Source organism: Pleionea litopenaei (genome assembly GCF_031198435.1).
GTDB classification, from domain to species: Bacteria; Pseudomonadota; Gammaproteobacteria; order Enterobacterales; family Kangiellaceae; genus Pleionea; species Pleionea litopenaei.
Genome location: NZ_CP133548.1, coordinates 3,401,917 through 3,424,017, shown reverse-complemented (window position 1 = coordinate 3,424,017; position 22,101 = coordinate 3,401,917). Strand labels below are relative to the sequence as shown.

Genomic DNA, 22,101 nt, shown 5'->3' with positions numbered 1-22,101 from the left:
TACTGTTGAAAAGCACCATCGCTCTTCATTTAAACTTCACTAGCTTTATTGTGTTTCTAACGACATAAACTCGGTTAACGCTATCACTGACACCCTGCCTTCAGGACTTATCGTCACCATAAGCCCACTATCGTCAATGAACAATTGTTTTACTGACTCATTATTGGTTACATCGATTTCTCGAATAACTCGTCCGGAAGAAGACTCGATTAATAGAGCTTTCCCGGAGATAGTCGTGGCGATAATGTTAGTACCGTTATTAAAGAACCGAATAAAATTGACGGCTTCACTGACACTTTCCAGCAGTTGATAATTTTCAGATTGTCCTAATTTAACAAGTTGAAGTTGTCCATTATCATTCGTGACAACCATTTGATTAGACGTCCGATCGTAGTCAAACGCAGTAATTATTCCGAGTGACTTGAAAACAACATTTTCAACGGGCGTATCATCTAACATAAGTGACACTACTTCTGATGTATCTTGGCGGACTAAAAATAGCTTCTTTGCTTCTGAGTCAAAGTGCCCGGCCCCCACTAAAGCAATCGGAAGTTCATAATCTTCAAGCAGCTTAGCTTTGCTGTTTGAATCGAATAATGAAAAGGACTTCTTATCACAAGCAACTGCCAACAAATTCTCTGAGAGCCAGCGTAGCGTTCTTACCGAGTTGCAATTCACCGAAATCGGATTAAAAACATCATTATCGGGTGCAGTATGAGACATAAGTGAAACCTGGCCGTTTCGCCAAACAATTGCCAGAAACTTCCCATTTGGAGACGCCTCCGCTTTTCGAATAACGGGCATTGAATAGCCAGAAAGCGGATTTAACTCTAAAGCTTCTCTAGCTTCACCCGCAATACGCGTTTGCTCAATATTTTCTTCACTGTCTCCTATCACAGCTTCCGTCTCAGGTGATAGAGAGCTAACCCATTCATTAGGAAACATTAACCAACTCAATCCCGAGTCTGTTGATCGTAAAATACCATGATCAAACACGGACCATAGATCTGAACCTTTTAAAAATACAGCCAATGCCTCTGAGTCAAATCGTTGAGTCAATTCTTCCGACGCTTTGTCTTTTGAAGACAATAATAATTGCCGATCAAAATCGAAAACTTTAGAACGACTTAACCATTTAGAATCCGCTAATGTTAACGTATGAGCAACAACCGTATCTTTACGTCGCTCGGTCACGGTCACAGCTGACGACTGTTCTGAATTAACCTGAGTATTTGCCAGTTGTAAATGGTTGTGATTAAAATCCATTGCTACTGCGTCACGGTTCATCTGGTCGAGATTATAAAGACTCGCTACACCTTCACCGTTATACAACAACACTCGATCTTTATTAGGTTCGAAAATTGCTTGATTGTAACCTTTACCGGTTGCCACTGTATTGGCAATCATCGCTCCAGAACTCATGTCGAAGGCAACAAATCCTCCCGTATCATTCTTAATTGCAACTCGGTTATCGGGTAGATGCTCAAGATGACTAGGAAGCATTAAATAACCTGATGCAAGTACTTGTGGGATAGCCTGAGGTGCAACTTGGCCATTTTGATTCAACTTGACACTGAAAAAGCCTCGCTCTTTTCTACCCAATAAAAAGTCTTCTGAACGACTCATCCAAATGCTATCAGCAATAATCGACTTGAGTTTTTCTGGTGCAAACTTATCGGCTCCGGCTAAAGAAATAACAACCATGGGTTTATCTACCAACGCAACCCAAACTTTATTACCGGATTCGCTCACCAAGACGTCAGAAATTTCCGTATTAGGCTCATCTGACAAATCATCCGCAAACCATCGATGTGCCGCGCTAGACTCGCCTTCTAAATAAAGCTCTAAATTGGTTTTATTGAACAGAAACCGCTGCTTTCCATCACTACTTATTCTAACGTTCGTGGCAACCTCTCCATCAAGACGTGCATCGAAAGACTCTAATAGTTTGCCAGCATTATCATAACGGTAGAATTGTTTGAATTGATCTAACCCGAAGATCTCACTTCCATCTTTCGACCACTGAACCAAATGAGTTAACCTCGGCAAGTTCAATGTCATCTCTAAAGAATCTAAATTCCATACCCGAGTCCCATCTTGATACGATGCTGCAATCAACCAATTGTTGTTGGGATGTAGCGATAAATTATCAAAGCTCCATCCGACAACTAACGAATCGACGGACTCATCTTCTCCACGCCAAATCTGAACCTGGTTATCCCAACTTGCTGTGATCACACTACCATCATGAGGATTAAAGATTGCCTCTTCGATGCGTTCGCTGTGACCCGTATAGTGCTTGATAAGGCCTTTGAATTGATTGTTTACCACTGTTTTTAGATGCGACCACTCTTTTGAACGCTCAAAATACTTCGGAGCTTGTTCAATCAATTGCGCGGCTTGTAAATATTGATTGCTATGCATCAAATGCGTCAATGACTGAATCGACCTTAAATAACCAGCGCCTTGTGTGAAGGCTAACCCCTCATTTTCAATGGCTTCATCAAGAACCAGTAATGCAAGAGATAACCACTCATCACTGGGCCGAACTTTATCTCTCGCAAAACCCCAAGGAATATTGCTTTTTATCGATTGAACCAATTCTCCTTGGTTTTCATCAATTTGTGGTAAGTCAATAATGTATTGAGCGCCTGAGGTTGTATCAATGACAAAAGCGTTAACCGAATTATCAAATTTAATATGAATAGAGTCTCCCACCGTACGAAAGTCTAACTCGGTCCCTCGAACTGGATCCCAAAGCGTTACGGATCCATCTTGTTGCTGAGTAACGAGGTAACGACCATCACTGGAAAAAACGACTTGCTTAGTTAATGATCGACTTGCATTTGAACTCCATTCAAGTCGGCTTTTTAGCTCTCCAGAAGTCGCGTCCCAAACTTTTACATCACCTGCTCGACTGACAGACACTAAGAGCTTTTCATCCGGGCTCCAACGGATCAGCTTAACTCTCTGCTGATGAGCACTCTCGCCTTCATCTTGAAATTCAATCAGAGTTGTTTGTGTGTGTCGCCTGACTTTAATCTCGCCGTTAGTAAAACCTACCGCTATTTTGTTGCCATCCGGCGATACGGAAAAGTCACTGACATTAAAATCAATCGTGAATCGTCGCTTGCCCGTTTGCGCGTACCAAAGCTGCAAATTTTCTTTCGCTAACGCCAATAAATAGTAGCCTTGTCGAAAGTCCTCTATTCTCGATATCGATTCAGACCAAACATCTGATTCTGCTTGTACTGAAAAGTCACTCAGTGAAAATAGCCGCCATCCACCGTCCGATACCGACGTGTTTCCATCAATTTCAGCAGCGGCGAATTGACCATCACTTATCAGAGTAACGGCAGAAAAAAGATTGGCGTCTGTTTTTGGAGAAATCGACTTAATCAAACGTTGCGCTGTCAGTTCCCATACTTCTAACGTATCACTAGCAATTAATAAGTACTTAGCGTCTTTGGTTAAGGCCACTGCATTTATTGATGACGATTGGTTACTTCGTTGCAAATAAGCGATTTCTTGACCTTTATCGATAATGGTCAAGTCACCTTCAGAAGAAACGACAATATCGTAGCTTCCACTTGAAAACTTTTGCTCAATAACTTTTTGACCGCTCGAAGACTTCGAATTTACCTCTTCGTTATTCAGTGTTAGAAGTCTTAGCTGACCATTAATATCGATAGCGGCAACATAATGGCCTTTTGAAGAGACTTGTAAGTCAGACAATACCTTTTGGAATCCCTGACTAACGACTAAGGTCTTATCTAGATTTCTGTCGTATAAATGTACATCACCCAAATTATTAGCAAAAGCAAAGGTTCGTTGCTCATTATCGCTTGAATAAGAGTGAATACTTTCCATCCAAGGCGTTACTTCAACCACTCGATTTTGCTCGGTATCAACGACCGCTAATGCGATACCTGTTCCACCTGACAACAACTGTGCGTTTTCAGATAGAACCAACTCACTTAATGTTTTGGCGGTTGTGTCTTTTGGAAAAATAAACTCTTCACAATCGAAATTATAAAGCAACCACTGGCCTTTATTGTCAGGATAAACCATTCCCTCTTTAATCGATATCAATTTAACTGAATTCACATTCGTCGGCAATTGGCACTGTTTGATCACTTGTGCTTTTGGCTGAGATAAACGCCACTGAGAGACAACGCCATTGGATGATAAAACGACGGCGCTGTCACCACTTTCGGATAACCATGAAAGTCGAATATCAGAGTTATCAGTAAAGCTTAGGCGACTGATTAACTCACCAGAGATTAAGTCCCAAAGTAACGCATTATTATCGTAGGCAACGGACAACAAACGGCTATCATCAGGTGTCACTTTAAAGTCAAACACCGCGCCAAAATGCTTCGCAAAACTATAAATTAACTCTCCTTGATCGGATAATACTTTGACAGTGTTATCTGCCGATGCGGAGTAGATTCTCTGCCCGCTGTTGGAAAACGCAACCTTTGTAATGACGTCTAAATGAGGCTTAAACTGCTTTATCAATTTCTTTTCTGGAACGGACCAAACCTCTAACAATCCTGTTTGATCGGTGACCAGTAGCTTTTGCTCGCTCGAATCAAACGCCAGTTTACCACCACTTGTACGCCTCATATCGTTTAACAATTTTTCAGATTCGAGGCGCTGTAATGCACTCGCCAATAAATACTCATTGGTTGCACTTTTATCATATTGCCAGGCCGCACCAAACAATAACGACGCGCGCTTAGAGTCATACTCTGCCGCAGCTTGAAGTCCTTGTTGAGTAAACACTTGAGACAACCGATACTGACTGAGTTGATCACTGCGCTGAGCTTCTTCTTTTGCCAACTCCGCGGCCTTTTGATTGTCTAACGCTAACTGTCGTTGTTGATTAGCAAAGAACGCTGTTATCGACGCGATAACGGTCAACACGGCGAGACCAGAAATCGCCATCTTCTTTACTCGTTTTCGCGCTATATTTTTAGAATCAGAACGCTTAATAAACTCTTGTTGCTCTTTAGACAAAGGAAGCTGTTCAGCTTCTAACAGTCTCGCCTCCTCTAAAGGTCTTCCATCATTCAACAGCAATTGATTATCTTTGTCGGAAGCTATCCACTGCTGACACGCATAGTCTAAGCGCGACTTGATTTGCAAAAGTTCACGATCTTTCTCAAGCCATTCCTTAATTCTTGGCCAACCACGTAATAGCGCTTCATGCGCAACACTGACAATCGCTTGGTTCTTCTCGTTCTGATCGCTGATCAATAAGCGACGTTCGATAAATGCGTCAATAAACTCTTTTGCACCGTCAAGCCTTAGAAGATCTTGCATTAGGCAAGTCGCTTTTGTAACACGATCACCAACGGCCGATACGTTGACTAAGCGCCGAAATAACTGTCCAAAACTGTTTTGACTTCTTTCCGATAACGATTCAAAGGCTTCTTCTGCAGCACTGGCTAATGCCCCCTCTAAACCACCCAACTCTTGATACGCTGTAAACGTAAGGCATTGACTCTCTGTGCGACGCTTATAAAGTTCAGCCAAGGTGAATTGAAGTACCGGTAAACTGCCCTCTTCTTTTGATGCCGCATCACGCAGGCGGTCATCCAGGCGCTCTCCAGTTTCATGATTCTCATCAAACGACAACCCTGCCGCTTGCGCGGGCAGTCGAATCATTTGATAAATTTCATTCGGCGTCGGTGGATATAGATCTATCTGACCGTCGCCTTTACGCAGTGTTTCAAAAGACTGCAGCTCACTCATACTTGAATAAAAATCGCTACGTAGACTGGCAATTATCCATACTCTTTGAGTACGACAGAGAGCATCCAAAAGCTGCACGAAATGTTCTCGATCTTGATCGGTCAGGTGTTCCTGTGTAAATAACTCCTCTAACTGATCGATGACTAAAACTAATTGAACGCGAGGAGGGTCTTCTTGGTATTTCTTCTCTATTTTTGAAAAGTGTTCAGGATCATCAGAAAGTGAACGAAGTTTTTCCAGTTCAGCTTTAGCTTCAGACTTTGCGATGTACTTTAACTCGCCAGCAACTTTTGTCGCTGCGGCTTTCGGCTGTTCTTTTAGTAAAGAGAGCAATTCTTCATACTCTCCAGCTTGATCATTTAATTCTGGAACGGCATTCTCAGAGGTGATACTACGAGCGAGTGCGTTGACTAAGTCACCGGATAAATCCGATGGTTTCATATAAGCTCTGCGCCATTCACTCACACCTTCGATAACTCCAGGCCGAGTTAGCAAAGGCACAACACCGGCCCGAATAACCGATGACTTACCGCTTCCACTCATGCCTAAAACTGTGATCAGTGGATGACCTTTTTGATCTTGTTTTCTTAATTGGTTGAGAATGTCTTCTGTCGCACGAGTACGGCCGAAAAATACGTCTGCATGCTCATATTCAAAAACTTCGAGACCGCGAAATGGATTGCCTTTCCATGTATGTTCTATCTTAGGAATTTGATTAGCTTCGACAACGATTCCGGCTTTTTGAATTTTTTCTTCGATTAACTTACTTAAATGAATCTCGAATATTTCTTCAAATTGCGCAACGGTTTCAAATGGATGGAAAGCCGCTGTCAAAGAGCCATCTTCACTGATAAACCATTTATCAATGAACCTATCTAACGCACGCTTTTGATCGATACGAGACAATAGCTCCTGCTCATCAGTCAAACTAACTAATGGCTCCGAAGTTTTACGATAGACTAACAGGTCTGGAATTCCACTTTTCTTTTGTGACAAGAAGGCATCTTCAAACTCAAATTCCGTTCCGGACTCATAGCGACTGCCATCTTCTCGAGTGATATCCTTGGGTAATCGCGTACCTAAACGAGCCCATAAAATACATACAGCAATGTCCGTTTGTGACGGAGGAACAATTTGTCGCTGAAAAGTATCTGTTGCTTTCAGCGGTTCGTGCTCCCAAAATATTCCGGAAAGCTCGACGCGATCAGCGTAACGTTCGGCGAGTCTTTTAATAATTCTGGACGTAATTACTCGCTCTTGTTCAACATCACCTGGCGAGGAAATAAATACTTTAATGGGTAATCGAGTCATTATTTTGGACGCCTTTTACATATTAAGATTTACGCCCGCAGGCTTAACAAGACTTAGTAAATTTTGAAACATCTGAGTGACTTTTAAAGACATTTTATGGCCATCGGGACTACTAACTCTCTGGATCTCGCCATACTCGTCATAACTAATTTCAATGGAACCACCGCCTCGCAATATAATTTTCTCAGGCTTTCCTAGCGTGTTGTAAGAGAACAGCAGAGTTTGCCCTTGCTCATCTTCCATCTCATAAATTTTTCCCTTATCAGTATATTTCAAGCGAACGGATTTATTGGTATGGTTCTTCGCAAAGGTAAGGTTTCCTTTATTGTCGTATTCAAATTCTGTCTGCTGTAGAACACGGCCATCATTAGTCGCATTTAAGACAGATTGAATTTTCCCGAACTTAGGGTCGTATACAATTTTTGTAATTCTTGAACCGTCATTTTTGTAAGTCAATTTGCAACTATTATTATAATCAAACTCGGTCATTCTACGACCTCGCTCTATGAGCAAGGGTAGTCCGCATGGGTGATATTCAGTTTTAGTAACAATTCCATTAATCGACGTTTCAATCTTACTGGTCCAAGTTCTGCCAGTATTGTCTTTACTGATGTTATAAAAATAACTATTTCTTACTTTACGACCATTAAATGATGTTTTCGTAACATAAGTTCCATATCTTTGAACAACTTCACCGTACTTAGTGACCGTCGACTCTAGACTTTCTAAATCGTCATCGACGTATTCATACTCTGTAACATCACCATTTCGTGTGGTGATTCTCTCTATAAACCCTTTGCTATTGTACTCATTGATATGCCGAGTATTGTCAACATAATGAATTTCAGTAAGATTATGATTATTATCGTAGCGATATTGATACCGATTGCCGCCACCGTCAAAGGAATCGACGAGGTCGTTGCCATCATAAACAAAGGTAGCTTCTTCCCCTCGAGCACTGACCAGCTTAATCACTTTTCCGTGCTCATCCGTCATAATTAAAATTTTCTGTCCAAGATGATTCTCAACCTTTCGCAAATGACCATGACTGTTTCTCTCAAAGTTCACATAGTGATTATCAGATTTGGAAATACGTATTAGCTTTCCATTACCATCAAATCGCTCTGTTTCGCTTCCACTTTTTCGAAAATAGCCGTAAGGAGTAACGATTAATGTATGATCGGGATTTCCTTCTCTCGCAAGCTTCGTTCCGATAGGTAATTGGGGATTTTTAACTAGCCCAGATTTCAGAACTGACTGCCAATGTGCATTTCTTAGTCGTCGATCATCCAATAATTTTTGTCGGTTTTGTTCGATTTGTTTATCCGAAATAATTGTTCCTTGCTCTATTTGAGCTTGAATGATTGCTTCAACCATTTTCTCAACTGATGTGCTTATTGGATCAATCGGCTGGTAAAATGAAGAACTCCCACCCCCATTTTCTCTAACAGTAATCGAACCATCACCATTGAACTGCAAATAGGTGTCGTAGTCATTCCCCCATCCATACCCAAACATGCCGTTAAAAATGGATTTGGAGTTGTATGTACGAGTAAATTTAAAATCATCGCTGTATTCAATGTCGGTATAACTAATATAGAAATTGCCATTTTTTAAATTGACACCGGCTATGCTACTGGAAGAGAAGCAAATAATTAAACCTATCAACCCAACTACAAGACTTTTCATGGTTACTCCTCAGCCTCTTTTAACACCTTCCAGTAGGCTCCAAACCGATCAGAAACTCGTTGTAAAAAACTGCGTTCCTCAGCACGATACTGCTTATGTAACAATTCAAATAAATCAGCAATAATGGATTTACTGGTAGCAAAATAAGCGTGACCAACAAAGTCGGTAGCCACATCTGACGCATCGATAGTATCCATACCTGGAACCACGACAATCGAACTGCCCGAATCACCCGCTCTTGGGTAACCGTGAAACGATTTCGACGCAATTAATGCCTTATCTTTCGAAGAGGAATACAAAGTCACTTTTGCATCAGACTGTACCAGCTTAGGTGCAATATCACGTTTAAAAATATCGGCATCGATATCTGGCGCAGTTAGAATAATTTCTTTGAATGGCTTGAGGAGTTCTGAGTCTTCTTCTTGCATTAATTCAATAAATGCCCGAGTCAACGCTCGGTTTCCCATACTGTGAGCAACCAAATAGATAGAATCAGCTTGCGTCTCAGATGAAACTTCTTTTAAAAAGCGTTTTAAATGAGGTAATGTCCATTGCACATTGGTCTCATCAACGGGATATCCGTCGACCGTCGCTTGCGATGGCCATGAGTAAAATATAGGCGCACCATCAAACGCTAAGTCGTAAGCCATTTGTGCCGTTCGGCGCGCTACATAATTAAATGAGTTGTTGTATCCATGAATATATACAAACGCATGCTTTTTATTCGAAGCACCGATTCTCGAACGTAGTTGATTAAAAAAGACATCTGGATTCAATAAATCGACTTTTAGTAATACCACATGCTTATTAGGATCATCATTGAACTCGAAATTAAGAACCGAAGCTTCTTCAAGCTCCCCCATTTTATGAACTCTTGGAATGCTAACCACGGCACTACCGTAACGGAAAAAACCTCTCTGCCCACCAAACATGGTTGCTGGGTCTTCTGAGTTTTCTAATTTTCTATCGGTTGCAAAAAACACTTTGACTTCAGCGTAGTTACCTTCGTCATCACCAGCAAAAAAACTTTTGTTTAACGTATTAATCTCATCTCTGACGACCTCTAGTTTGTCTGGTGACGAAGTCTGTTGAGTTGAACATGCACTAAAAACAAATATCGATACCAACACCACCAAGACGGACTTAAAAAGTTGTGGCAGAGTCCTCATGTTGTCTCCTACTTCTGTGTCTCTGATAACCAGACATCTACAAACTCAGTCGTTTGTTTGATCTGTTCGCTCGCAGAGTCTGGCCAAATGGTTTGATCACTTTCTCCACATTTCGCGGTACTGCTCACACCGCGAGACAAGCTGGCGAAAAAACGCCACTGTTTATTCTTTAACTGGACGAACGTGGGTCCTCCGGAGTCACCAAAACATGCGGATTTGCCAGGTAATCCGATACCCGCCCGAAACCCCTCTGAACCTTGAAAAACCATATTGATAGGTAACTCAACCATGTATTTATCGTCATACATACTCGCTAAGTTGGCTTTGTACTCTTTACGTGAGCTAGCTTCTTCTTTAATGGTTAAAGGATCTTTTCGTAGTCCGAAACCAACTTGAACAGCCGTTAAATAATCACCTTTGTGTATGGCGATAACTTCTTGCCGAGTTGGCAATGCAGGAATTTGAATGGCACTGAAAGGTTGTTTTAATTCAATCAACGCGCGATCACTGACATCGTTCGCTGAAACAGAAAATTCATTCCGCTTGAACATCGTTAGTTTCGCCACTGACTCACTGTAAGATAGCCAGCTACTCGCAACTGAAACACGCGAGCCAATATTAAAGTGGTTCTTACCGTTAATTCGCAAATGCAAGCCTTGCTTAGCCAAACGACTCAAATAATCACGGCTGAAAGGCGCAAATTCACGATCGAGAGACTCTTTACTCCAATCTGCTTTTTGTTTTAGCAGTGCTTTATAAACGGGTGATTGTTGTTGCGATAAGTCGAAAACACAATGTGCTGCAGTTGCAACAATACTTGGCGTGATCAGCGTTCCGGTACAATAAGCTTTGCCTTCACTGTCTATCAGAGCAACAACGCTTGGAAACTCACTTTCTGAGGCTCTGCGCCCGCCGATGATAAAGTCTGATGCGTTTGATTGCGTGATTGTCTGCTGATAAGCCTGAACTTGCGAAAGCAACTGCTCAAACCCCGAGCGCGCTTGCAATGGAAAGTATTCTTCCGGCTGGCTGAAACCGCTGGTAGCACAAAAGGCTACCAGACCATAAAGTAGAGTGCTTATTGATCTTATTCTAACTATCATTACCTTCAACTTAACCTAGCGGCCACCAAACCCTTTTTGGCGGCCAGGAAAGCGATAAACGCTTTCCTTTAGTAATAAGGGTTAATAATAGTACACCCAGAGCTTACCAGTAGTTTTGCCACCTTTTGCCATCTTAGATTGAATCAAATAAACCGCTAATTTATCTCCGGCCTGACCGGTGTAGTCGACATAAGGGTAAAAGTCTCTTCGAGTATTTTTGCCTATCTCTTTAAAAGAACCTTGCGCGTTGCGAGCGACGAACATATCCACATTTTGTTCGTCATTAGCGACCGCAATGATCAAGTAACGGCCTTTGGCAGGCGTAGTGACCTGAGTAAGCTGTGACGGGTAACCATTCACTTTATTCTCTTCGCTGATAGTAAACGATGACTCATGCGCCAACTTTGGTTCTCCACTCAGACCATAGTGACGTTTCCACCCTTTCAAAATCTTCTTTCGGACGGAATCAGCAACTAACTCATTCACTTGCGCTTGATCGGCAAATCGCTTAAACCCTTCATTCCACTCTTCTTTGAGTTGGTCCATCGAAAGCTCGACATTACTATCTAACAAGGGTTTTAACAAATCAACACGTTGAGCAAAGTTGATAGCAACCGCATTGGGAATACGCTCGCCTTGCTCATTGACGCCAATCACATTACCTGCGTTCAGCAACGCAATGACTTCTCCTTTCGCATTAAAAATTGGCGAGCCGCTGGCACCACCGGTTGCTGGCAGAGAATGCTGAATTAACTGCGCCGTGCCAAAATAGGGCTGGCCACGGAAAAAGTCGGTTATCGAGGTGATATTAGCGACTTGGATCTGAGGCGTTGGCTCCAAATTAGCCATTTGCACCATACCTTCCATCGGGAAGCCGACGTAAGCGACTTCTGACCCACTGCTTAAATTCCGCAGCGTATCGTCATTAGCTAAAGGCAGTGGCGGAGCCAGTCCACTGGGATCTTCTGGATACAAAAGTGCCACGTCGTAGGCTGGAATAAACTTAACCGGACTAAGACCACCATTCGCTTCAATCACTTTAGGTTGACGCTTCTCCCACTCCGCTTGAAAGGCTTTATAACCTGGGTGCATAGCCACATCGCCAATAACAAATTCACGATAAGGCTTGGTGGTTGAGCGAATAATAAACTTCACGCTTGGTTTGTCTTGAATTTGATAGAAAAGCTGAGCCACATGAGAATTGGTCGCTAAAATACCTTCTCGGGCGACCCAGGCAGTTCCCATCGCGGTTTCGCCATTCTCACCCTTAATCAGCACTAGATAAACCGACTTTTGGGCCTCGGCAGCCACTTTACCGATGTCTTCATTAATCGACTCATAAATCTTTGCTAACTCTTTACCCGCCTGTTCATTCATCATTTGTAGCTGTTGCTCGGTCTTCCACGCATTCCAACCAAACACACCGCCAAGGGCAATCACCAACAATAAGGCGACCTTTATCCAGGTCCGCCCTTTTTTAACTTTGCTATGAATTTCTTCTTGATGACCATATTCAAAGGTTTCAGGCAATGCATCGTTACTGATATGTTCAACAATAAAGGTAGGTCCATCTTTTCGTCCTAAGGCAATTTCAGCACGATCCGGCAATTCCACATCATCCTCTGCCAACTGACCATTCAAAAACACAGGATTTTTGGTATTCACTCGAATTTCGTATCGCCCTGCATCTTCTTCTAGCACCAGATGTTTACGGCCAACACTGGTAAATTCAGGAGGATATAAAACTTGGCACTGATCAGGGTCGCGACCTATCGCAATACTTTGGTGGTTTTCAAAACGATGTTCTTGTTGCAACATCGGTCCCATCTTATTAGTAATTTTGATCGCCATAAATCGACCGCTCCTTCCCCGTTATTTATTGTATTTGTTTAATTTTATAGGTTAAGGTTATAGCCGAATCAAGACATAAAAGAAAGCGCGGAGAGCCAAACACAATGCAGCACAAGGTGCGTTTTTACTTCCCATTCCACTTTGCACCGGAATTTAAAGTTAAGCTGGATAACTATTACAGTCAGCTAAAAGCCTTCTCTTTACGCTCCTTACAGCAGCGAATGGATGCTTCAGAGAGTACCTCTGGAGAACTTGACGAAAGTGTCTGGGAACCGAGTCATCGAAAAGTTGACCCGCGATTCAATCCTCATATGGATCAACTTTTAAACGGTCGTGAGACGGTTCAAAATCACGCTTTTTTCGGACTGCAAGCATTGCAATTAAGTATTAACGGTCGCCATTTTGTTAATGGCGGTAGCGTCGGCGATCCAGGAAAGGGCCTGCGAACACAGCTCAGCAAGGCGGCCATACAACGACTTGCGCAAAAAAACATCAGTGCTCCTTACGATGACAACCGTTGGCCAATAACCGTGGTAGACGCTTGGCTCTATCATTTTAATACTGGCATCGGTGTGATGACGCTGGATATCGAATACGCAGAACCTGGCAAACACAAAAAGAACCAACTGCAAGATATTCAAGCAATCGCAGAGATGAATTATCAGTTGTATCGAAACTCAGGAAATAAACAAACAGCCACCCTCAATTGGGTCGATCGCGAGTTATCATTGAATGGACTAAGAGACATTGCGCTGAATCTAAACCCTTGGTTAAGTGATTCAAATATCGTTCATCCACTCGACAACTGGCAATCCGTGTACACCTACTCAGCCGTGCAAAGTGACCAGCCTCTAACGCCGAAAGAAATCGAAGAACACACATTTCGACTCGCCAGGCACTACACCGATGCGTATTTACCGTCGTCGGAAAGCGTCAATACGGGCCTGAGCAAACCTTTTGATAATCTGTGTCATTATCACAGTCTTGAAGGCGCTTGTAGCCTCGTGATCGCAAATGATGCTTCCCCAGCGCTGGATAATTTTATCGCTAGCGCGATCAGTCAAGCCTACGAACCGATCACTCTTATCGCCTACAGCGAATACCTGTTTTTACACCAGCTTAGTCAAGGTGCCAATATTACGGTCGATATGCGAAATCCCAGCGAACACGATTTCGCTCAGCTACGAGATTACCGAGCGAAACTGTATAATTTTCGTTTGAATAATCGTTTCTCTCATGTCGGACAATTAACTCAGCACAACGATTACTATCGCGCAATGAAGCTTGCTCTAGGCAGCAGTGAGCTCCTCGAAGATATTTCAACCGACGTATCAGAGATTGAAGATTTTATTGCCGATCACATTGCCGAGAAGAACCGTCAGTCAATTGCGAATATTAAGGTGCTTGGCTCAATGTTCGCGGCGTTAGTATTGTTAGCTGACTTGTCAGGAATCTCAATACATCAAGCCCTAACCGATGACACACTTTCTTTGACCGCAAAAGTCATCTTCTGGTCATTAGCCATTGGAATTCCATTGGCATTCATCGTTCTTTCAAAGTGGTTAAGAAATAATTTGGAGTGATCAATGCCAACGCTCAATTCTGGGACCACACCCATATCGCTCCATTTTGCAGGTCATATAATTTCAACTGCAGAACAAGCCCGGTTTAAAGCGAGTAATGAATCACTGGTTGCTGAGAAAATTAACCTCTGGTTCGAGCAGAATTCGATTCAATTCGCTTGTGGCAGTGCGGCGGCTGGTGCCGATCTTCTGTTCGCGGAAGCCTGTTCGAACCATGACGTCCCTTATCAATTGATGTTGCCTTTTCCGGAATCCCTATTTATCGATACTTCGGTAAAACCTTCTGGCCAAAACTGGGTAGCGAGGTTTGAAAGATGCCTCGCTAACGCTGAGAAAGTCACTCGTGTCTTCGATGGTAAACTAGCGGATAACAATATTGGGTATTCTATGTGTACCCTCGTTGCACTTGGAAAAGTCATCATTGATTCGCATTTAAAGCGTACCAATAAATGTCAATTAACCGTATGGGATGAACATATTGCGCGTCCTGATGCAGGAACCTACGCCGATCAAATGAAAGCCATTGCACTCGGGTTCGACGCCTTCTACATTCAGAGCCACCGCGGAAATCTGACGCATCAAGAACAAACGTTTCCTGAAATCAAAAAAACGTTACTGACCTCAATTAAAAATCTACCCGTCGATATTCAACCTGGCAAGACCGTTGATATTTTACAAACACCATCTCGCCTTCAAACTCAGCACCATCTTGATAAACTGACTCTCAAAGTTGGCGAACGATACAGTAAACGGTTACTTGCTTTACTGGTAATACTTGATCAACATTGGCTAACCATCATCGATCGACAACAATGGACGAACAACGTCAATTACGTGGACTGTCACTATGCTAACTGAATGGTACCCACAGCAATTGCTTGAATTTGAAATGCCCAATTTTCAACTTCGCAATGACTTAGAACAATTATCCATTGTTTACCAACACGGTGTACCTGAAGCGACCGTTTTCTATTCTGGCCGAATATTAGAAGCCTTGTCGAGCAGTGCGGTTGAAGCGCTCGGAGGTAAAGCAAAAGCGAATGTGTTTGCCAACCTCGAATACATTGATGATTTTCATTTCTTAGATCCGGTCACTCGATACTGGGCCCACGCACTGAGACGAATGGGAAATCAAGTAAGACACATTCTTGGTCCTCTTGAAGCCGATGCTCATCATGTTGCCATTGCACTCTTAGATACGTGGTTAAAATGGTATTTCATTCAATATCCACTTGGTCCGAGCTTACCAAGCTTTAGTCAACGCCAAGAGTCTCAACTCGATATTTTCAAAATTTTTAATCAGTTATCACAGCAACTATCGAATACTGACTTCAACGCCGAGTTATTTAACCAACAACACAGTGATATTTTACTTCATCCAGCATTAGTGTCGGTCATTATTGAGAAACTATTAGACCGTAAAGATTATACCGTTGCGGATCAACTTATTCTGCAAGCGCTTGAGCGCTCACCGAGTGACTTGCGATTGATTCAACTTCAAGGTCTTTCGATGAGTCGTCAGAATCACTTGAAGCAAGCCTGCCAAATATTAAGCCAACTCAATAAGCGCTTTCCTAACGATGACGAAACGATGGGAATTCTTGGCGGCGTTTATAAGCGCATGTGGAGTGAGTCTGGCAATTCTCAACATCTTCAACGAGCGGGTAAGTTGTATGAGCAAGGATGGCGAAATTCAAAGCAAAGAAATGCTTACCTCGGTATTAATGCAGCATCAATCAAGCTCTGGCAAAACCAAGCTGATTCAGCCAAAGAAATAGCAAGCGCTATCACCGAGCAATTTGAATTAAAGCAAAACATACTCAAAGAAAAATTTCCCAATGAGCCTTTCAGGCTTAACTTTTGGGATCAAGAAACACTTGCACAAGCTGCCTTCTTAGCTGGCAAAGAGCAAGATTCTGTAGCGCTGTATAAAGAGCTACTTGATCCCAAACGGCATCCTGACAAACCCTTCAATGTGGTCATTGGCCAGCTTAAGCAACATTTTGCTCATATGCCACCCAGCAATGAACTGCTCTCACTAATTAATTCAGTTGCTGAATAATATCGTCAATCGCAGGTCGGTCACTTGGATCAACCGACACCATCGCGTTGATTAATTCCCACCACTTGGCCGGTACCAGTTTTTGATCAAGCATAATTCCTGGAATGGATTTATTTCGCAGTCGATCTAGTATGCCCGCTTTTTGTTGCGCAGGTTGAGGCAACCCTTTTGACAACCATTGATAAAAAACACAACCTAGGGCATAGACGTCGGAGGCACCAGACAACTCCGTTGACTCTAATTGTTCGGGGGGCATATAACCAGAAGTACCAGCAATGGTTTTTGAGCCTTCGCCATAACGCATTAGTGCAATGCCAAGATCGATGATAACCGGACTGCCGCTACTGGTAATCAAAATATTATCCGGTTTAATATCTCTATGAATAATTCCCGCTTGATGAATAAATTGCAAGCCCATGGCAATTTGCCGAATGTACATAGCAACACTGTTCGGATCGGTAATGACCGACATGTAATCATAGAGGGGTTGGCCTTCGATGTATTGATGGACAACGTAAGGTACACCGTAACTATCGTGACCGATTGCTAGAGGACGAGCGACAAAACTGCTTTTAATCTGTGCGGCAGCTTCAAACTCTAAACGCGCTTGGCGCCATAGCTGCTGTTGCTCCTCAACACTCATTTGTAAATGACTTTTAAATTGCTTTAAAGCGACATCTTGCTCTCGTTCGATATCCCAAGCCAAATAGACGACACCAAAGCCTCCTTCGCCCAAGGTTTTTCGAATCACGTATCCATTATTGTCTTTCAAATCATGATCAATTCGCTTAGCCGACTCTTCCTCAAGTGCTTCGTTAAAACGCCACTGCATCATTAAGGTTTGAATTTCTGTTCTGAATCGATTACAAGAATGACTTTTCATTACTTTGTGAGCCAGCAACAATTGATCGCGTGCCGAGGAAAACTGATCTTGTCGATAAAAATCTCTAGCCCATAGAATTCGAAACTCGATCTCTTGCTCAGGCAGCGCGCGTTGCATTAGCACAGACTCTAGCTCGATGAAGCCCGATGCATCAAAATCTTCTTTATCAAACATGATTTGATGGTGACAAAGCTGTAAAACGATGGCGTGGTAATGACTGTTCGCAGGGCATTCCGCATGCGCAACCTGCAAAAAGTGATTAGCAGATTCATCATCGTTTTGAAAATGAAAGACCATCGCGCGCTCTTTCGCATTAAAAAACTTTTGTTCTGAACTTTGTGCCGAGTTATCGGCTTGTTCTAAGTAGTGTAAAGACTGAGTAAAATTACCTGCCGCTGTTTCAATTCTGCTTAATAAGTTAAACAGCAATGCTTGTGTACTCTTCTGAGACTCCGTCACTAGGGACAGATCACGCAATGCAAACGTACGAGCCTGATCGAGACGACCTAATTGAAAACACAAGCGCGCTAAACTACCCAGTGAAATAGCGACACCAAGGTTATCTTCTGCATGGTACTTATGGGTTAAGGACTCAACTAAAAACAACAGGGCACGGTCGGTATCACCCGTTTGTATACACAGGTTACCAAGCGTATCGAGAATATAGGATTGCCCCACGGTGTTGTCTTTTTCTCGATAAGCCGTTAATGCTTCAAACGCAAAACTAAAGGCTTGTTGATAATCTTGACGCCACATAAAAGCGATCGTCAATGCGTGGGCGACGCGCGCGCGAATCAACGGCTGAGTGGTTGGTTGGGCATAAGTGAGAAGCTTTTCGATGACCGCTTGATCATGATGTAACTTTAACGGCTGTAATAACATCAGTTCAGCCCAAGCTAAGGCTTGCGGCATACCACTACCTGAGGTTAAGCCATGCCACAAACTTACCGCACGGTCACGGTCTCCCTGCTGCGTAGCATCAATTGCCTGAGCTACCGTTTCAGCTTGCGCTAAGTTTAATTCTCGGTCAAACAACGACAAAGGATAGATACTCATAACTTCAACTTATTTTTGGAATGATTGTTCTAATAAACGGTTATTCTAATAGACGGTTCTACTGATAAATAGTCGTTCTGATAAATGCTCTAACGATAAATAGTTCTTCTGAAAATTAACGTAAACCTTTCGAACAAAGTTATACCACACCTGTTATCGACCTTGACTAATTATTTTCGGGCAAAAAAAAACGCTCTAAAGCAGAGCGTTTTTTTGATGACGACAGAGCCGCTTATTGTGCGCTATCGATCATATGTTGAATGGCATCTTTCAGCTCATCATCCGAACAATTCGCACAACCACCACGAGGAGGCATAATGCCTTTACCGTTTACAACGGACTGAAGCAATGCGTCAATCGAGTTGGCAGCAGCAAGATCACTCCAAGCTGAAGTGCCGAACTTAGGAGCACCTCCGACACCTGCACCATGACAGGCGCTACAGTTCGCAGTGTAAACATCACCGCCGCTTCGTGGTCCGGTCGACTCAACCACAGGAGGTGGCGCAGCCGCTGGCACATCATCACCTTCGACATAAATTTTGCCCACCGGTGCTGTGCGCTTTGCAATATTCTCTTTACTGAACATCGACTTTTTCTGCGCCTCTAGGTATCCCTTACTTTGTTCTTCTTTCTTTTCTTCTTTTTTCTCAGTCGCTGCTGCCACGCCCAAACTAAGGCTTGCGGCTACAACAAGTAATAACCATTTGTTTTTAAAGGAAATCATGCTTAGCATCCTCAAAGTCACCTGTTTCGGTAGCTGTGTTGATTTAATTTACAGCGCGCATTATAGCCTCATTTTCCATCCGGTTGAAATAACCCCCTGAAAATAGATGTATTTATGCCCTCAATTTCTCGCGACAGCGACTTTGATATTGTCAATGTCAGCCAACCTGACTTGGTCATTGAGCGCCACCAATGAGTGGGTTGGAGCCTCAGATGACACAACAATAACGACCGCTGGCTGCGCTTTATTGATTTTCCAAACACCCAATCGAGCAGCTATCTGCGTCATAGACAAGGTTTGACCATCCATTTCAACGAGTCCATTGGACAATAGCTCAATGGATTTCACCTGTGATTCTTCGTTGGCGTCGGTCTGACTTGATCGTAACGGTTGTATATCAACAGCGGCTTCTTGTTCAAACGATGTCGTGACGATAAAGAAAATCAACATGATGAAAACAATATCTAACATCGGCGTCATGTTCACTTCACCGTCCGCTTGCGGATTGCGATAACGTAGAGCTTTTTTAAACATATTCCCTCCTAATGCCTCATTGGGTTGAGCACGGTAATCTTAGTTGTTGTTTTGTCACCGGCTTAATGACTAAAACGCACCTGTTCTATAAAGAGGGCTAAAGTTGAGGAGGTGGAGACAAGCGACTTTTCAAACGAGTTAATATTGTTTAAGTTAGAGGCATTCAAATCAGCGCGGTGGCAGGCACAACTCAGTGAAACGTCACTCAAATGTGCCAAGGAATAAGGAGATAACAATGTCAGACATCAAAACCTACCCAGTCCCTCAGCAGTATTTAGAACATACTCTGATAAACAATGCTCAATACGAATCAATGTATCAAGCCTCAATCGACGACCCAGAAAACTTTTGGGCAGAACAAGCTCGAGCAAAAATTGACTGGGAGAAACCTTGGGACTCAGTGATGAATGTCGACTACAAGAAGGCGCACATTCGTTGGTTCGAAGGTGCTGAGCTCAATGTTTGCTACAACTGTGTTGATCGACACTTGGCAAGCAAAGCGGATCAAACAGCCATTATTTGGGAAGGTGACGATCCGAAAAACGATTTATCGATCACCTATCGAGAATTGCATCAAAAAGTGAGTCGTTTTGCCAACCTGTTGAAAAGTCGCAACGTTAAAAAAGGCGACCGTGTTTGTATTTATATGCCCATGATTCCCGAAGTGGTTTACGCCATGCTGGCCTGTGCCAGAATAGGCGCCATTCATTCGGTTGTATTCGGCGGATTCTCTCCAGAGTCACTAAAAAGCAGAATACTTGATTCTGACTGCCAAGTTGTTATTACCGCCGATGAAGGACTGCGCGGAGGTAAAACCGTTCCTCTCAAGAAAAATGCCGATAAAGCCCTAGAAGGCTGCCCGAATGTTCACTCAGTCATTGTTGTAAAATACACGCAAGCCGACATTGCTTGGCAAGAATCTAGAGATGTTGATTATTATGCATCAATGGAAGCCATGTCAGATGACTGCCCTTGCGAGATCATGTCGGCTGAAGACCCGTTGTTTATTTTGTACACCTCTGGCTCGACTGGCCAACCTAAAGGCGTTTTGCATACGTCTGGCGGTTATCTACTGTACGCCGCACTTACTCATCAATACGTGTTCGACTACCACGATGGCGATGTTTACTGGTGCACCGCCGATGCAGGCTGGATCACTGGACACTCGTATATTGTTTACGGCCCACTTGCCAATGGTGCAACAACCTTAGTCTTTGAGGGCGTGCCAACTTACCCTGATGCAGGACGCTTTTGGGACGTCGTCGATAAACACCAAGTCAATATTTTTTACACCGCACCAACCGCAATAAGAGCCTTGATGGGTCAAGGCAATGAATTTGTAAATCGAGCATCTCGCTCATCGTTAAGACTTCTCGGAACCGTGGGTGAACCGATCAATCCTGAAGCTTGGGAGTGGTATCATCAAGTCGTCGGTGAGACCCGTTGTCCGATAGTCGACACCTGGTGGCAAACTGAAACTGGCGGCATTCTGCTCACTCCCTTACCCGGAGCGACTCAATTAAAACCCGGTTCAGCGACTCGCCCTTTCTTTGGAATTGAACCTGCTCTGCTTGATAGTGATGGTAAAACGGTCGAAGGCGCGGGCTCTGGCGCTTTAGTGATGGCTCGTTCATGGCCAGGGCAAATGCGTACCGTTTACGGAGACCATGATCGATTCATCAGTACTTATTTTTCTCAGTACCCGGGCTACTATTTTACGGGTGACGGGGCGCGACGTGATGAAGATGGTTACTACTGGATCACCGGGCGTATGGATGATGTGTTAAACGTTTCGGGTCATCGCCTCGGGACGGCAGAAATTGAAAGCGCCCTCGTGTTGCATGAAAGTGTTGCAGAAGCGGCGGTGGTCGGGTTTCCGCACGATATCAAAGGGCAAGGCGTTTATGCTTATGTCACTCTGATGAGCGGAGTAGATCCGAGTGATGCACTGAAACAAGAATTAATTAAACTCGTGAATCAAGAAATCGGCCCCATTGCCAAACCAGAAATGATTCAGTGGTCACCTGGTTTGCCAAAAACACGATCAGGAAAAATAATGCGGCGCATATTGCGTAAAATTGCGAGTAATGAACTGGACAATTTAGGCGATACCTCAACCTTGGCCGATCCCAGCGTGGTCGAACAATTAATAAAACATCGCTTAAACCAATAACCGCAGCATTTCATTTTTTGCGAATGCCCTTCCGTTGCCTTGGTATTATTCAACAGATATCCCAATGCAGCGGAAGTTTTAAAAATATTCTTTTAAATATCATTGCGTTACAAGGTGGTCAGACCTTGCCTACCTAGCCACTTGCCCCCTATGGTGCGGAACACCATATAATGATACACTGCAACATAGCGTGTGATAAAAAA

12 protein-coding genes are annotated in these 22,101 nt (G+C 43.2%); 4 read left to right on the top strand and 8 right to left on the bottom strand.

What is annotated here, in order from left to right:
• Positions 1 to 45 precede the first annotated feature (45 nt).
• The 5 genes from Q9312_RS15410 to Q9312_RS15390 form a co-directional block, all read right to left on the bottom strand.
• The gene (locus Q9312_RS15410; RefSeq protein ID WP_309201753.1) at positions 46 to 7,071 is read right to left on the bottom strand and encodes an nSTAND1 domain-containing NTPase; all 7,026 of its coding nucleotides are present in this window, start codon (positions 7,069 to 7,071) and stop codon (positions 46 to 48) included.
• A gap of 15 nt (positions 7,072 to 7,086) precedes the next feature.
• The gene (locus tag Q9312_RS15405; protein WP_309201752.1) at positions 7,087 to 8,760 is read right to left on the bottom strand and encodes a DUF6531 domain-containing protein; all 1,674 of its coding nucleotides are present in this window, start codon (positions 8,758 to 8,760) and stop codon (positions 7,087 to 7,089) included.
• 2 nt (positions 8,761 to 8,762) lie between these two features.
• Positions 8,763 to 9,929, bottom strand: coding sequence for an alpha/beta hydrolase (locus Q9312_RS15400; RefSeq protein ID WP_309201751.1), 1,167 nt, complete (start codon positions 9,927 to 9,929; stop codon positions 8,763 to 8,765).
• Positions 9,930 to 9,937: 8 nt separating this feature from the next.
• Positions 9,938 to 11,032, bottom strand: a complete 1,095-nt coding sequence (locus Q9312_RS15395) for a trypsin-like serine protease (RefSeq protein ID WP_309201750.1) — start codon at positions 11,030 to 11,032, stop codon at positions 9,938 to 9,940.
• An 81-nt stretch (positions 11,033 to 11,113) separates the two neighbouring features.
• Positions 11,114 to 12,883 carry a trypsin-like peptidase domain-containing protein gene (locus tag Q9312_RS15390; protein ID WP_309201749.1) on the bottom strand — a complete coding sequence of 590 codons (1,770 nt, stop codon included), beginning with the start codon at positions 12,881 to 12,883 and terminating at the stop codon, positions 11,114 to 11,116.
• 104 nt (positions 12,884 to 12,987) lie between these two features.
• On the opposite strand from Q9312_RS15390, the gene Q9312_RS15385 reads away from it, so the two are divergent.
• The 3 genes from Q9312_RS15385 to Q9312_RS15375 are packed head-to-tail and all read left to right on the top strand — an operon-like array spanning position 12,988 to position 16,528.
• The gene (locus Q9312_RS15385) at positions 12,988 to 14,466 is read left to right on the top strand and encodes a hypothetical protein (protein ID WP_309201748.1); all 1,479 of its coding nucleotides are present in this window, start codon (positions 12,988 to 12,990) and stop codon (positions 14,464 to 14,466) included.
• A gap of 3 nt (positions 14,467 to 14,469) precedes the next feature.
• Positions 14,470 to 15,324, top strand: a complete 855-nt coding sequence (locus tag Q9312_RS15380; protein ID WP_309201747.1) for a hypothetical protein — start codon at positions 14,470 to 14,472, stop codon at positions 15,322 to 15,324.
• Positions 15,314 to 16,528 carry a tetratricopeptide repeat-containing protein gene (locus Q9312_RS15375; RefSeq protein ID WP_309201746.1) on the top strand — a complete coding sequence of 405 codons (1,215 nt, stop codon included), beginning with the start codon at positions 15,314 to 15,316 and terminating at the stop codon, positions 16,526 to 16,528. The genes Q9312_RS15380 and Q9312_RS15375 overlap by 11 nt, the downstream gene beginning before the upstream one ends.
• On the opposite strand, the gene Q9312_RS15370 is transcribed toward Q9312_RS15375, so the two are convergent.
• From Q9312_RS15370 to Q9312_RS15360, 3 genes are all read right to left on the bottom strand, one after another.
• Positions 16,509 to 18,467, bottom strand: a complete 1,959-nt coding sequence (locus Q9312_RS15370; RefSeq protein WP_309201745.1) for a serine/threonine protein kinase — start codon at positions 18,465 to 18,467, stop codon at positions 16,509 to 16,511. The two genes, Q9312_RS15375 and Q9312_RS15370, sit on opposite strands and share 20 nt — an antisense overlap.
• Before the next feature lie 232 nt (positions 18,468 to 18,699).
• Positions 18,700 to 19,191, bottom strand: a complete 492-nt coding sequence (locus Q9312_RS15365; protein ID WP_309201744.1) for a c-type cytochrome — start codon at positions 19,189 to 19,191, stop codon at positions 18,700 to 18,702.
• Between the two features lie 120 nt (positions 19,192 to 19,311).
• Positions 19,312 to 19,725, bottom strand: a complete 414-nt coding sequence (locus Q9312_RS15360) for an ExbD/TolR family protein (protein ID WP_309201743.1) — start codon at positions 19,723 to 19,725, stop codon at positions 19,312 to 19,314.
• A 235-nt stretch (positions 19,726 to 19,960) separates the two neighbouring features.
• Between Q9312_RS15360 and acs the strand changes: the two genes are divergently transcribed.
• Positions 19,961 to 21,898 carry an acetate--CoA ligase gene (gene acs, locus Q9312_RS15355; RefSeq protein ID WP_309201742.1) on the top strand — a complete coding sequence of 646 codons (1,938 nt, stop codon included), beginning with the start codon at positions 19,961 to 19,963 and terminating at the stop codon, positions 21,896 to 21,898.
• Positions 21,899 to 22,101: the final 203 nt, after the last annotated feature.